This window comes from Aureibaculum sp. 2308TA14-22 (genome assembly GCF_040538665.1).
Lineage (GTDB): Bacteria > Bacteroidota > Bacteroidia > Flavobacteriales > Flavobacteriaceae > Aureibaculum.
Genome location: NZ_JBEWXT010000001.1, coordinates 864,953 through 878,672 on the forward strand (window position 1 = coordinate 864,953; position 13,720 = coordinate 878,672).

The window sequence follows — 13,720 nt, forward strand, 5'->3', positions numbered from 1 at the left end:
CATTATGCTATTGTTAATTCTTCTACTAATTGCTCTTCTGTTTCCAAGCGTTTTAAGGCACGCTTGTATTCAGTTGGCATTACTTTTACAAAATTAGTTAGGCTGGTTTCCCAATTTGCAAGTAACTCTTGACCTTTTTTACTATCGGTATATAGTACGTGTTTTTCTATCAATACTTTTAAATTAGAAGCATCTTCTGCTAAAATTTCTTCAAATTCAATAGTTTCTGTATTGCATAACCCATTAACAAATTTGTTTTCAGGATCATAAACATATGCAATACCACCACTCATGCCTGCGGCAAAATTCCGTCCGGTTTTACCCAGTACAATTACTTTTCCACCGGTCATATATTCACAACAATGATCCCCAACTCCTTCTACAACGGAAGTTGCACCAGAATTACGAACGGCAAAACGTTCCCCTGCAATTCCGTTAATATACGCTTCGCCTTGTACGGCTCCGAACAAGCAAACATTACCTACAATGATATTTTCTTCAGCTATAAAATCTGCTTTTGTAGGTTTCTTTACAATTAATTTTGCTCCAGAAAGTCCTTTTCCTAAATAATCATTTGTATTTCCTTCAAGGGTAAATGTTAAACCATATGCTCCAAATGCCCCAAAGCTTTGTCCGGCAGATCCAGTAAAATTGATATTTAATGTATCTTCTGGTAAACCTAAATGTCCATATATTTTTGAAATTTCATTGCTCACAATAGCCCCAACTGTACGGTTAATATTGTTGATGGGGTAACGCAAGGTCATTTTTTCTTTTCTGTACAATGCTCTATGAGAGTCTTTTAAAATTTCAAAATCCAATACGTTATCCAAATTGTGAACTTGTTGTTCAGTGTTTTTAACGGTCATTTGGCTATATTCAGCAGGTCTGTGTAAAATGCTAGATAAATCTAATCCTTTGGCTTTGTAATGTTTTATGGCCTTATTGGCATTTATTTTATGTGTTTGACCTACCATTTCTGCTAAGGTTCTAAAACCTAATTGAGCCATAATCCCTCTTAATTCTTCTGCGATGTAGTAGAAGAAATTGATGACATGCTCAGGTGTGCCTCTAAAGTTTTTTCGGAGCTCTTTATCTTGTGTGGCTATACCAACTGGGCACGTATTTAAATGACATTTACGCATCATAATACAACCCGAAGCTACTAATGGTGCAGTCGCAAATCCGAATTCTTCAGCACCCAATAAAGCAGCAATGGCAACATCTCGTCCTGTTTTTAACTGACCATCACATTCTACTACAATCCGGCTTCGTAATTTATTCATTACCAAAGTCTGTTGAGCTTCTGCAAGACCAAGTTCCCAAGGTAAACCAGCATGTTTCAAAGAGGTAAGTGGTGATGCTCCAGTACCACCGTCATAACCAGCTATAAGTACTACATCAGCTTTAGCTTTTGCGACACCTGCAGCAATTGTGCCTACACCAACTTCCGAAACCAATTTTACATTTATTCTCGCTTCACGATTGGCATTTTTTAAATCGAATATGAGCTGGGCTAAATCTTCGATGGAATAAATATCGTGATGTGGTGGTGGAGAAATCAAACCTACAAAAGGGGTTGAGTTACGTGCGGCAGCAATCCAAGGCAATACTTTTTCGCCAGGTAATTGACCACCTTCCCCAGGTTTTGCACCTTGAGCCATTTTAATTTGAATCTCCTTAGCATTGGTCAAATAATGGGAAGTTACGCCGAAACGACCTGACGCTACTTGTTTAATAGCAGAGTTACGGCTATCGCCATTGGCATCTTTTTGAAAACGTTTCCTATCTTCACCACCTTCTCCCGAATTCGATTTTCCGCCAATACGATTCATTGCAATGGCTAAGTTTTCATGAGCTTCACGCGATATTGACCCGTAAGACATGGCTCCAGTTTTAAAGCGTTTTACAATTTCTGTCCACGGTTCAACTTCATCAATAGGAATGGGATTTAAATTATCAAACTCAAACAATCCTCGAATTGTCATTAAATTTTCTGACTGTTCATTGATTGCTTTGGCATACACATCATAACTCGCTTGGTCACTCAATCGAACTGCTTGCTGTAATTTTGAAACTGTAGTTGGGTTGAACAAGTGGCGTTCTCCTTTACGTCTCCATCGATATTCACCACCTATATTTAACCCTAATTTTTTATCAATTTTATTGTCAGGATAGGCATTTTTATAACGTTGATTAATTTCTTTTTCAATTTCATACAAGCCAATTCCTTCAATCCGAGAAGCGGTATACGGAAAATATTTTTCTACAAATTGAGAGTTAAAACCTACAATTTCAAAAATTTGAGAACCTCTATACGATTGTAGTGTAGAGATACCTATTTTGTTCATTACTTTTAAAATCCCTTTGCCGATAGCTGCATTAAAATTATCGACTGCTTTCTGTTCATCCATGCCTGTAATAAAACCTTCTTTTACTTGCATTCTGATAATTTCGTTGACCATATATGGATTTATGGCACTTGCACCATAACCAAATAACGTAGCAAAATGATGAGGTTCACGAGGTTCTGCCGATTCTATAATGATATCAAAATAAGAACGTTTACGCAATCTGTTTAATTGATGATTAACATAAGAACACGCCAATAAAGCTGGTATGGGTGCAAACTCTTGATTTACGCCTCTATCTGATAAAATGATGATATTAGTTTTTCTGGTAATTGCTTTTTCAACCTGTTTAATGATGTCTTCTAAAGCGTCTTCAAGTCCATTAAGCCCCTGTGCTTTTGGATATAAAATTTGAATGGTTTCTGCCTTAAAACTCTCAATAGAAATAGATCTTATTTTTTCAAGATCCGCATTAGAAATTACAGGGTTTTGAATGTTTAATTTTCTACATTGTCTTTCTGTAATGCTGAAAATATTTCTGTCCTTACCCAGATTCAAGCTAATATCTGTAACAATTTTCTCACGAATACCGTCCAACGGTGGATTGGTAACTTGTGCAAATAATTGTTTAAAGTAATTTGAAATCAATTGAGGTCTGTCAGATAAAACTGCTAAAGGTGTATCAATACCCATTGAACCCAATGCTTCTTTACCAACAATTGCCATTGGTGTGATTACTTCTTGTATGTCTTCAAATGTATAGTTGAATAATCGCTGCCTTGTTTTGATGTCGATAGTTTCAATTGGGCAAGTTTCGTTATTATAGGGTATATCTTTTAAATGTAATCTCGTTTTATCTAACCATTCTTTGTATGGTCTCTCCGAAACAATTTTGCTTTTTATTTCCTCATCCTTAATGATGCGTCCCTCGTTCATATCAACCAAAAACATCTTTCCTGGTTCTAAACGACCATGACTTTCTACATCTTCTGGAGCAATATCTACTACACCAATTTCTGAAGACATGATTAGTTTGCCACTTTTAGTAACGGTATATCTTGAAGGTCTTAATCCGTTTCTGTCTAATAAAGCACCCACGTAATCACCATCAGTAAAAGGTACTGATGCGGGTCCATCCCAAGGCTCCATAATACATCCATTGTATTCGTAAAAAGCTTTACGTTCTTTAGGCATGGTCTGATGTTTTTCCCATGCTTCGGGAATCATCATCATCATAATTTCGGGCAACGAACGGCCTGAATGCGTTAATAACTCTACAACCATATCCATAGAGGCAGAATCTGATTTCCCAGGAAGTACGATAGGAAACAATTTATCGATTTGAGACCCAAATACATCACTTTTCATAATCTCTTCACGGATTCGCATTCTACTTACATTTCCACGCAATGTGTTTATTTCTCCATTCTGACACATATACCTGAAAGGTTGAGCCAGTTCCCATGTAGGCATGGTATTGGTAGAAAAGCGTTGGTGTACCAGAGCTAAACGTGTCACTAAATCTTTTTCTTGTAAATCGGTATAGTACTGACCGATATCTTCGGGCATAATAATACCTTTATATATTAAAGTGGTATTTGATAAACTTGGTAAATAAAAATAATCGCTTTGCGACATTTTTGATTTCCGTATGGCATGCTCGGTAATTTTACGTGCCATATATAATTTAGCTTTAAACGTTGTCTCGTCAATATCCTTAGTTTTACCAATAAAAATTTGCTCGATATTAGGTTCAGAAGCTAAAGCTATTTCTCCTAACTGTGTAGCATCTACAGGAACATTTCTCCAACCTAAAATGCTAAGACCTTGAGCTAAAATTTCTGTTTCAAAAGAATCTTTACAAAATTTATATTGATTTCTGTTTTTTGGAAGAAAAACCATCCCAACAGCATATTCTCTTACCTTGGGAATCTCAAAGTTACATACCCTTTGAAAATATTCATGTGGTATGTCAATTAATAAACCTGCACCATCTCCCGTCTTACCATCTGCACTTACACCACCACGATGCTCTAATTTTACAAGGATTTCCAGAGCATCATGAATAATTTGATTTGTTTTTTCTCCTTTAAGGTTGCAAATAAATCCTGCTCCACAGTTTTCATGTTCAAATTCTGGTAAGTATAGTCCTTGTTTTCTCATCTTCATTAAATTATATCTACAAAAATAAAGAAAATGATATAAAAATCACAGTAAGATAAGGGTTTAGATGTAAATAATGCAGTTCTAATAAAAATTAGCTGATTTAAATTTAAATATGATAATGGTTAGTGTTCTAAAATTGTGATATTGATAATTTGGATGTGGGTAATACACGGCTAAATAGTCATTTAACCGTGTAAATTTCAGAAACTGACTGACTTAAATTTTTATCTTCTATTAATGTTCATTTAATCTAAAATCAGGATAGGCATCCATGCCGTGCTCGTGAACATCTAAACCTTCCAGTTCTTCGCGTTGAGAAACTCGAATACCTACCGTTTTCTTTAACGTAAATAAGATAATAAAAGATGTAATAATACAGAAGACAGCATAAACTAAAATACCGAGTAATTGACTAAAGAATTGAGACCATCCTGCTAAGGCTCCAAAAATGCCAACTGCCAATGTACCCCAAATACCGCAGATTAAATGTACAGCAATAGCACCAACTGGGTCGTCTAATTTTAATTTATCAATTAAAGCAACACCAAATACAATAAATGTTCCGGCAACACTTCCTATAACGATAGCATTTGTAGGGCTCATTACATCCGCACCAGCTGTAATTGCTACCAGCCCACCTAAAATACCATTTAAAAACATGGTTAAATCATAGTTTTTGTAGAGTAATGTTGAAGTTAAGAATGCTAAAACACCTCCTGAAGCTGCGGCCAATGAAGTGGTTACCAAAGTTAAAGAAGTAAGACCTGGGTCAGCTGAAAGTACGGATCCGCCGTTAAAGCCAAACCAACCTAACCATAATATTAATACTCCAGCTGTCGCTAACGGGACGTTATGTCCGGGGATGGCTTGTGGTTTCCCGTTTTTAAATTTGCCAATTCGCGAGCCTAATAACCATACAGCTACTAAAGCTGCCCATCCACCGATAGAGTGAACCAATGTTGATCCTGCAAAATCGTAAAATGGTGTGTTAAGGGTTTGTAAAAATCCACCACCCCATTTCCATGAACCAGCAATAGGATAAACGATACCCACATAAAATATTACAAATACCATAAATGGACCAATTTTAATACGCTCGGCAACTGCACCAGAAACTATGGTGGCTGCTGTTGCGGCAAACATTCCTTGAAAAAGAAAGTCTGTCCAGTAGGTATAACCTCCATCACCGTATAAAGAACCGTCCACATTAGTAAATGAATTCTGCATATCTCCTAGTCCAATTCCAAAATTTGGCCATGCTATGAAGCCATTAAACTCACTTGGGTACATTAAATTAAAACCTACCAAGCAATACAATAGTAGCCCAACGGTAATAATAAATATATTTTTAAATAAGATGTTCAATGTATTTTTTTGTCTTGTCATACCTATTTCCAGTAGTGAAAATCCTAAATGCATAAAAAATACGAGTGCTGTACAGATCATCATCCATACGTTGTTTATTGTTAATAATTCCATAGGTTTTTATTATTTTGATATTTTCTTTAAAGTTTCACCACCTTTTTCTCCAGTTCTAATACGATAGCATTCGGTTATGTCCGATACGAAAATTTTACCATCGCCAACTTCTCCCGTTGCTGCCGATTTGAGTATGGCATTGATGGTGATTTTTTCAAAGTCGTCATTGACCACTATTGATAAGTATCTACGTTGAATATCAGTTGTGCTATAGCTAACACCCCTATACACATGGGCTTCTTTTTCATTTCCCAATCCAGTAACATCCCAATAGGAGAAAAAGTTTACATCTACATTATGTAATGCTTCTTTTACATCGATAAATTTTGATTTTCTGATAATTGCTTCTATTTTTTTCATATTTTTAGATTTAAAGTGAGCATCCAAACGTCAAGTATATATTTTCTTGTTCAGGATTGAATGTTAATGCCGCATTTATGGGCAAGTTGAAATTGTCCGTAATTTTTATTTCTTTGGTAGCACTTAGTCCGAGATTGATGAATCCAGAACCGTCCGTTAGGTAATAACTGTTATAATCGCCAAAAACTGCTCCAGCAAATATGCTGTACGCAGTGTTAGCCACTTTTTTTGAATAAGTTGCTTCTATATATGTGGAATATGCTTTTTTTTCGGACTCATTTTCATCATATTTAATAGCTCCTGCAAAGTTTGTTGCCAGTATTATACCTATGGGGATTTTTTCAGTTCCGTTAAAAGAAATAAGTGCTTCGTAAACGTGTCCGGTATTGTTACCGTGTTCGAAATAATTATTATAAGCACCTTCTTTTGGGAAGAAATAATCGGTAATAGTAAGCGATAGAGCTTCGATAGGAGTATACGACACATATAAATCGGCTTCTTGAAATTCATTAAAACCTCTAGTTGAGTACGCTCCCCAAGCTCCTAATATAAATTTACCCGCTGTAAACTCAACGGACGGTTGAATGCTAGGGCTGTTTCCACCTAATTGTAGACCTCTCCATATATACCTAGATTGTAAACCGACCCCAATATCAATTTTACTGGGCTTTACTAAAGATGCTTCTTTTTGTGCAAACAAAATTAAGCCTGATAGAAATAAAAAAATAAACAGTATTTTTTTACCATAAGTAATGTTTTTTAATTTGCTGTAATTTTCCATAGTAGTTTTATTAATTTGAATTATTAATGATGTCTTACAGTAGTCAAATGTAAAAATTAATTTTACATAATGATAGGGTGTAATTTTAAAAATTACATTTTTTTAAACTATATTGATAAAAAAACAGGGGGTATAATTTTAAAATAATAATTTTTATTACATTTTTAATGTAAAAAATAGGGGGTATAAAAATAATTCTAAAAAAATTGATAATATGATAAAAATGACATTTTTGGAAAAAAAAGACCTCCTCTAACCTCTCCGAGGAAGGGGAAATAGCTCTCAATAGTAATTTTTGGATAAAAACTGCAAGAAATACAGACGATACTAAGTTCAACTATTTGTAATTTTGAAATATGCAATTTCAACAAACCTATATAGTTACTATTCAGTTTTTAGGCTTTCGTTTTCATGGCTGGCAAAAACAAACCAATGTCAAAACCGTTCATGAAATGGTGGACAAAACACTGTCCTTTGTTTTTAGTCACAAAAATTATAAGACCCTAGGTGTAGGAAGAACAGATTCAAAAGTTTCAGCAAATAGCTATGTTTTTCAACTTTTTGTGGATGAGGAGATTGATGAAATTTCTTTTTTGGCGGATTTAAACTCAAATTTTCCGTCAGATATTAAAGGACTATCAATTGAAAAAACCTCAAATGATTTTAATATCATTCAACATCCGAAAATCAAGGAGTATTTGTATTTCTTTTCTTTTGGTAAAAAGAATCATCCATTTGCCGCTCCTTTTATTGTGGGCATAGAGGAAGACCTAAATATTGAACTAATGAAGCAAGGGGCACAGCTATTTGAAGGTGAAAATTATTTCCATAAGTATTGTACAGAACCTTCAACCAATACTACTTTTAAACGAATTATTGACTGCTGTGAAATAGTTGAGAATGCTGTTTATACCGCTAATTTTTTTCCCGAAAAGAGCTATTATTTGCGTGTAAAGGGGAGCGGGTTTTTACGCTATCAAATCAGATTGATGATGGGCGTGTTGTTTCAACTGGGGAAAAGGGAAATTGATTTGGAATTTATAAAGCAATCACTTTTAGAAAACAATGACTGTAAACCACTACCTACTATTGCACCGAGTTCAGGGTTGCAGTTGTATGAGGTATTAATAAAACATAAGGAATTCTTATAAATTCAATGCTTGATTATTATTTTATCTACTATCAACTTTATGACAAGGGTAGAGTCAGGAGATATATTATCAGGATAAAACTTTCTTTTTACCAAATGATGCGGAGCAATCAATAAACGGATTTCTCCAGATTGCATTCCGCGTAACCCCTCATCAATCCCTTTTGTAACTCGGTTAGCACCGATTTTAACTTTTATAGGATTCTCGGAATTTTCATTTGAGTATAGCTCAGTTCCATCTTGATAACTGGTAGTTTCGTACAACAATACCTCATCACCGATTTTAGCTTTGAGGCCCTTACCTTCTTTCAGAATTTTATACTGTAGCCCAGATGCAGTTTTTATATACTCGTTTTTAAGATTTGTTGTTTCTACTGTCTGCTTTTCTTTACAACTATTAATCCCAATAAATATGAGTATTACTAGTAGAATAAATCTTGTTTTTTTTATATTATATTAATTGTTAAGCGAAGTCTATCAAAGTTATATAATTTGAGAGACTTTTTAAAGAAGTATATTTATCTTGTATGAATAGTTAATTATTATATTATACTTTTGTAAGGCTATATTCTTTTTTCGACTACAAGATAAAATAAATATAAAATTCATGAAAAACTTTGCAATAGTACTTACTTTATTATTTTCAATTCACACATTTTCTCAAATTGATAATGAGCACTTAGAAGTGGGTGATGACGCTCCTTTAATTGCGGGAGTTGACCAGTTTGATAATGAAATTAGTTCTGCAGATATATTAAAAGACAATAAAATTATACTTGTTTTTTACAGAGGTAATTGGTGTCCCTATTGTAAAAAGCATTTAAAAACATTAGAAGAAAACTTAGATGCCTTAACTGAAAAGGGGTATGCCGTTGTTGTAGTAACTCCTGAAAAAGTAGAGAAGACAAAAGAAACAGCGAAAAACCTAGGCAGTACGTTTTCTATTTTACATGATGTTGATAACACCATAATGGAGAATTATAAAGTGGCATTTGAAGTCAATGAAAAAAGCGTACCCAAGTATTTTAGTGCTACACAAAAAAGATTAGCGGAATACAATGTCGAAAACAACAATGTATTGCCAGTACCTGCAACTTATATTATAGATAAAGAAGGTAAAATTGAATTTGTACATTATGACCCTAACTATTCTAAAAGATTTGATATTACTGAATTGTTGGAATAATTAGTTTTTTGTTTTTTTCTTTAACTTGTTATAAACACGTTTCATAACTTCTATTTTACCTTCGTCCTCTGCTACTGCAGAAGTTGTAAACATCATCACTCCTGTAGATTTTCCAGCCAAACCGGCCATTAAGGCGGTTTCAAAATCTTCATTGGAAATAACACTTGGACTATTATGTGCCTGAATGATAGGCCATATTTTGGGATAAGAATTTTTTCCAATAGTTAATTTATTACTAAACCATTCTATATTTTCTTTTACCCAATCGGGCTCTCTTCCCATTTTTGCGTGATAGACCATAGGAGAAAACACATCGACGGTTTCTTTTAATAAATCATAATCGAGACCTAATATCCGACGTCTTGCACCATCAAATTCTTCATCATCCCATGGGCAGTGGTATAATCCCAGTAGTACCTCTGGTTTAATTTCCTTTATAATACTTTTTACTTCATATGTCCAATCATAAATTACTTTGCATCGCCAGTTACGCCATTTTTCATCATGGTTGTTAAGTATCCATTCTGACTTCTTTGATATGATTTCGTCTGGTATTTCTAGACCTGAATATTTTGCAAATGCTCTAAGGCAACCATCACAAAAACAGGTTTCGGGCAATATGGGGTTAGAATCTTCAAATTGAGCATGCCAATGCACGTAATCCATGAAAATACCATCAAGGTCAAACTTTAATAAATCTCGCAATTGCTTAAAACGGTATTCACGGAAACCTGGTTCTGTAGGACAAACTCCCATAAACCAAGTTGCAGCTTCTACTTTTTCGCCTTTTTCATTTATTGCCCAGGCTTCAGGGTGTGTTTCTACATAATTTTTGCCGTTTAATGTGGCATACTCAGCAAATACCTTCATTCCCTCGGACGTAGCTCTATCAACCATCTCTTTATCAACTGATCCACCATGAACAAAAACGGCATTAATTCCAAGGTCATTAAGATTATATCCCTTATCCCATAATGGTTTGGGATGTCCATAAACGCCTCTAGTTTCAACTGTTTTATCATGTTTTGGTTCGCAGGATATTACTAATAATGAGGAGAGTGTAGTAAATAGTAAAATATATTGGAAAAGGAATCTTTTTGTTGAACTCATATTAATTTATGTTTAAGAACCAATTGTAAATATAATAAGAATTATATCACAATTGGAATAACTAATCTCTGAGTTCTAAAAGTACAACATTCTCCACATGGTGGGTCTGTGGAAACATATCTACGGCTTGTGTTTTAACTAATTGATACTTTTCATTGAGCAAGGCTAAATCTCTAGCCTGCGTAGCGGAATTACAACTTACATATACAATTTTTTGAGCTTTTATTTTTAAGAGTTGTGCTACCACGTTTTTGTGCATACCGTCCCGAGGCGGATCGGTAATTATTACATCGGGTTTACCGTTTTTGGAAATAAAGGCATCAGTAAATACTTTTGCCATATCACCTACAAAAAAATCAGTATTGGTTATGTTATTGTTTTTGGCATTTTCTTTGGCATCAGCAATGGCTTCGGGTATACTTTCAATACCCACCACTTTTTTAGCTTGTTTTGAAACAAATTGAGCTATAGTGCCTGTACCTGTATAAAGATCATAAACAACTTCGTTGCCAGATAAGTTGGCAAAATCTCTTGTTATTTTATAGAGTTTGTAAGCCTGTTCAGAATTAGTTTGATAAAAGGATTTGGAATTAATTTTAAATTTTAAGCCCTCCATTTCTTCAAAAATATGGTCGCGACCTTTAAAACAGACTATTTCTTGGTCGTAAATGGTATCGTTTGCCTTTTGATTGATCACATACTGCAGCGAAGTGATCTCGGGGAATTTTTCCGCCACAAAGTTTAGTAGCAATTCCCGTTTTTCTTTGTCGTCATCATAAAACTGAATGACCAGCATAATTTCTCCAGTAGAAGAAATACGTATCATTAGGGTACGTAAAAGACCGATCTGTTCACGTGGATTGAAAAAAGACAAGTTGTTTTCTATGGCAAACGCTTTAACAGAATTTCTAATGGAATTAGAAGGGTCTTCTTGTAAATGACATTTTTCAATATCCAAAATTTTGTCCCACATACCAGCAATATGAAACCCCAATGCGTTTTTATTATCAATTTCTACGTCCGAATTAATTTCTTCCAAAGTGAGCCAACGGTTGCTGGAAAAAGAAAATTCCATCTTGTTTCTATAAAAATAGTGCTTTTTCGCTCCGAAAATAGGAGTGATTTCTGACAGTTCTAAATGACCAATGCGTTTAAGGTTATTGGCAACCTCTTTTTCTTTGTAAAACAACTGATCTTCATATTTCATATGCTGCCATTTGCAGCCACCACAATGCTCAAAATGTTGACAAACTGGTTCGGTACGTTTATCCGAATATGTCCTAAAATGAATAGCTTTGCCTTCGTAATAAGCTTTACGTTTCTTAAAAGTTTGGATATCAACCACATCGCCAGGAATGGCATTAGAAATGAAGATAATCTTGCCGTCAGGTGCTTTGGCAACCGATTTACCTCTAGCTCCAGCATCTAGAACTTCAATATTTTCAAAAACTTTGTGCTTATTTTTTCTTGCCATTTGGCAAAGGTAAGGGTTTGGTTAGGAATAAATTTTAAAAATAAATATGAAAACAGAACTATTCAACATTCATTTCATCAACATGCATCATATAGGTAGCAATGGTATTTAACATTTCATCAGATAATCCTTTAACAAAACCGTTTATATTATCTTGCATAATAGCAACTTGGGTGGAAGTGGTATCTACAATTGGTTCAGCTTCACCCTTTAAAAAGGCAACTATATCTCCATTCTTTTCCTTATAAACCCGCATTATTTCTTTTACTGAAGGGCCTATCTTTGTTTTGTTTACTGCGTGGCAGGTAACGCAGGTTTTTTCCGAGAAAAGCCTATTACCTAGAAAAATTTGTGAATCTCTACTTAACTCTCCTCGTTTGGGAACTTCTTTTTCTTTGCTATCAGTTGATTTTTTATCTGAAGCACAACTGCAAATCAATAAAAAACCAACAAAAATTAAAGATAAACGCATATTTGTGATTAAAAAATTACACTATAAATTTACGATAATAAAAATTAATTATTAAAAAAAAGAGGCTTAATTTTCCTAATTATTAATTGAATTAAATAAAAATAGAGACTTATAATTAGTTGATTTATTTGAGTTATTTTTAAAATCTATACTTTTAAATTGAACCTTTCTTAAAACGGGTCGTCTTAAAGGTAGAAATCAAGAATGAACAAACCTGAAAAAATATTTGACGGACTTTTAGTTCTGCAATTCAAAGCAGGAGATAAAAAAGCATTTGCTTTATTGGTAAAGAGATGGCATTCTAAATTATATAATCAGGCATTTTGGTATGTAAAAGATGCCGATTTGGCCAAAGATATTGTTCAAGAAAGTTGGAGTGTGATTTTAAAAAAAATACACACATTAAAAAACCCAAATAATTTTGGGAGTTGGGCTTTAAAACTAGTAATAAGAAAATCGCTTGATAATTTGAGAAAAAATAGAAAAGAAGAATTCAATTTATATCAATATCAAGAAAATAAACACTCAGCTAATGAGACAAATGAATATAGTAAAAGCAATAATTATAATACTACTTCTGATAGTCATGCTACTTCCAAAATGGTTATAAACTGTATTAAAGAGTTGCCAGAACAACAGCAAATTGTAGTACGCCTTTTTTACATTCAAGAGTATACTTTACATGAAATAGCAGATATATTATCATTACCCAAAGGAACTGTAAAATCAAGATTGTTTTACGCTCGAGAAAAATTAAAATTAAAAATAAAAAATAGAAATCATGAAAAATAATAAAGAAGAAATAGACCAAATTATCAAAGAATCTTTGACAAGTGAAGAAGCTCAATTTTATGATGAGTTAGATGAACAAAACCTGCTACAAATGTTTGGAGGTTTATTTAAAACAAAAAATAGTTGGCTAATTATTATCATGAATATTGTTAATATAATTGTATTCGGTTTATTTATTTACTGTTTAATTCAATTTTTAAATACAGATGACACAAACGAACTTATAAAATGGACTTCTGCTGGATGTTTATGTTGGTCAACAATAGCAATGATAAAAATATTTGCTTGGATGCAAATGGACAAAAATGCATTGTTAAGAGAAATGAAGAGACTTGAATTGCAAATAGCCGCATCAGCAAATAAATCTAAATAAACAAAAAAAAGCATCCGTCTAAACGG

Annotated in this window: 12 protein-coding genes; 4 read left to right on the plus strand and 8 right to left on the minus strand. The window is 33.8% G+C overall.

Annotation, left to right across the window (positions count from 1 at the left end; all coding sequences use genetic code 11):
- Positions 1–2: 2 nt before the first annotated feature.
- The 4 genes from gltB to U5A88_RS03875 form a co-directional block, all read right to left on the minus strand.
- Positions 3–4,514 carry a glutamate synthase large subunit gene (gene gltB, locus U5A88_RS03860; protein ID WP_354208126.1) on the minus strand — a complete coding sequence of 1,504 codons (4,512 nt, stop codon included), beginning with the start codon at positions 4,512–4,514 and terminating at the stop codon, positions 3–5.
- A 237-nt stretch (positions 4,515–4,751) separates the two neighbouring features.
- A complete protein-coding gene (locus U5A88_RS03865; RefSeq protein WP_354203926.1) occupies positions 4,752–5,996 on the minus strand; it encodes an ammonium transporter in 1,245 nt (414 codons plus the stop codon).
- Positions 5,997–6,005: 9 nt separating this feature from the next.
- Positions 6,006–6,356 carry a P-II family nitrogen regulator gene (locus U5A88_RS03870; RefSeq protein ID WP_354203928.1) on the minus strand — a complete coding sequence of 117 codons (351 nt, stop codon included), beginning with the start codon at positions 6,354–6,356 and terminating at the stop codon, positions 6,006–6,008.
- A 10-nt stretch (positions 6,357–6,366) separates the two neighbouring features.
- Positions 6,367–7,137: a TorF family putative porin gene (locus U5A88_RS03875; RefSeq protein WP_354203930.1), complete on the minus strand. Its 771-nt coding sequence runs from the start codon at positions 7,135–7,137 to the stop codon at positions 6,367–6,369.
- 356 nt (positions 7,138–7,493) lie between these two features.
- On the opposite strand from U5A88_RS03875, the gene U5A88_RS03880 reads away from it, so the two are divergent.
- Positions 7,494–8,288, plus strand: coding sequence for a tRNA pseudouridine synthase A (locus U5A88_RS03880; RefSeq protein WP_354203932.1), 795 nt, complete (start codon positions 7,494–7,496; stop codon positions 8,286–8,288).
- A 2-nt stretch (positions 8,289–8,290) separates the two neighbouring features.
- Here the strand turns inward: U5A88_RS03880 and U5A88_RS03885 are convergent, their stop codons facing one another.
- Positions 8,291–8,737, minus strand: a complete 447-nt coding sequence (locus U5A88_RS03885) for an FKBP-type peptidyl-prolyl cis-trans isomerase (RefSeq protein ID WP_354208128.1) — start codon at positions 8,735–8,737, stop codon at positions 8,291–8,293.
- Between the two features lie 157 nt (positions 8,738–8,894).
- Here U5A88_RS03885 and U5A88_RS03890 point away from each other — a divergent pair, with 157 nt between their 5' ends.
- Positions 8,895–9,473 carry a peroxiredoxin-like family protein gene (locus U5A88_RS03890; RefSeq protein WP_354203934.1) on the plus strand — a complete coding sequence of 193 codons (579 nt, stop codon included), beginning with the start codon at positions 8,895–8,897 and terminating at the stop codon, positions 9,471–9,473.
- On the opposite strand, the gene U5A88_RS03895 is transcribed toward U5A88_RS03890, so the two are convergent.
- The 3 genes from U5A88_RS03895 to U5A88_RS03905 all read right to left on the minus strand — a co-directional run bounded on the left by U5A88_RS03895 (position 9,474) and on the right by U5A88_RS03905 (position 12,529).
- Entirely contained in the window at positions 9,474–10,583 is a 1,110-nt protein-coding gene (locus tag U5A88_RS03895; protein WP_354203935.1) for a family 10 glycosylhydrolase, read from the minus strand. It lies immediately after the preceding gene.
- 61 nt (positions 10,584–10,644) lie between these two features.
- Positions 10,645–12,057: a 23S rRNA (uracil(1939)-C(5))-methyltransferase RlmD gene (gene rlmD, locus U5A88_RS03900; protein ID WP_354203937.1), complete on the minus strand. Its 1,413-nt coding sequence runs from the start codon at positions 12,055–12,057 to the stop codon at positions 10,645–10,647.
- A 58-nt stretch (positions 12,058–12,115) separates the two neighbouring features.
- Complete coding sequence (locus U5A88_RS03905; RefSeq protein ID WP_354203938.1) at positions 12,116–12,529, minus strand: c-type cytochrome; 414 nt, start codon at positions 12,527–12,529, stop codon at positions 12,116–12,118.
- A gap of 204 nt (positions 12,530–12,733) precedes the next feature.
- Between U5A88_RS03905 and U5A88_RS03910 the strand changes: the two genes are divergently transcribed.
- Entirely contained in the window at positions 12,734–13,321 is a 588-nt protein-coding gene (locus U5A88_RS03910; RefSeq protein ID WP_354203940.1) for an RNA polymerase sigma factor, read from the plus strand.
- On the plus strand, positions 13,311–13,694 hold the full coding sequence (locus U5A88_RS03915) for a DUF6768 family protein (protein ID WP_354203942.1): 384 nt from the start codon (positions 13,311–13,313) through the stop codon (positions 13,692–13,694). Before U5A88_RS03910 ends, U5A88_RS03915 begins: the two co-directional genes overlap by 11 nt.
- The last annotated feature ends 26 nt before the right edge of the window (positions 13,695–13,720 follow it).

What these genes read in the sequence shown, in the direction of transcription:
- gltB (WP_354208126.1), bottom strand. Translation starts at nt 4,514, where the DNA reads ATGAGAAAACAAGGACTATACTTACCAGAATTTGAACATGAAAACTGT.
- U5A88_RS03915 (WP_354203942.1), top strand. Translation starts at nt 13,311, where the DNA reads ATGAAAAATAATAAAGAAGAAATAGACCAAATTATCAAAGAATCTTTG.
- U5A88_RS03890 (WP_354203934.1), top strand. Translation starts at nt 8,895, where the DNA reads ATGAAAAACTTTGCAATAGTACTTACTTTATTATTTTCAATTCACACA.
- U5A88_RS03895 (WP_354203935.1), bottom strand. Translation starts at nt 10,583, where the DNA reads ATGAGTTCAACAAAAAGATTCCTTTTCCAATATATTTTACTATTTACT.
- U5A88_RS03905 (WP_354203938.1), bottom strand. Translation starts at nt 12,529, where the DNA reads ATGCGTTTATCTTTAATTTTTGTTGGTTTTTTATTGATTTGCAGTTGT.
- rlmD (WP_354203937.1), bottom strand. Translation starts at nt 12,057, where the DNA reads ATGGCAAGAAAAAATAAGCACAAAGTTTTTGAAAATATTGAAGTTCTA.
- U5A88_RS03880 (WP_354203932.1), top strand. Translation starts at nt 7,494, where the DNA reads ATGCAATTTCAACAAACCTATATAGTTACTATTCAGTTTTTAGGCTTT.
- U5A88_RS03875 (WP_354203930.1), bottom strand. Translation starts at nt 7,137, where the DNA reads ATGGAAAATTACAGCAAATTAAAAAACATTACTTATGGTAAAAAAATA.
- U5A88_RS03910 (WP_354203940.1), top strand. Translation starts at nt 12,734, where the DNA reads ATGAACAAACCTGAAAAAATATTTGACGGACTTTTAGTTCTGCAATTC.
- U5A88_RS03865 (WP_354203926.1), bottom strand. Translation starts at nt 5,996, where the DNA reads ATGGAATTATTAACAATAAACAACGTATGGATGATGATCTGTACAGCA.
- U5A88_RS03870 (WP_354203928.1), bottom strand. Translation starts at nt 6,356, where the DNA reads ATGAAAAAAATAGAAGCAATTATCAGAAAATCAAAATTTATCGATGTA.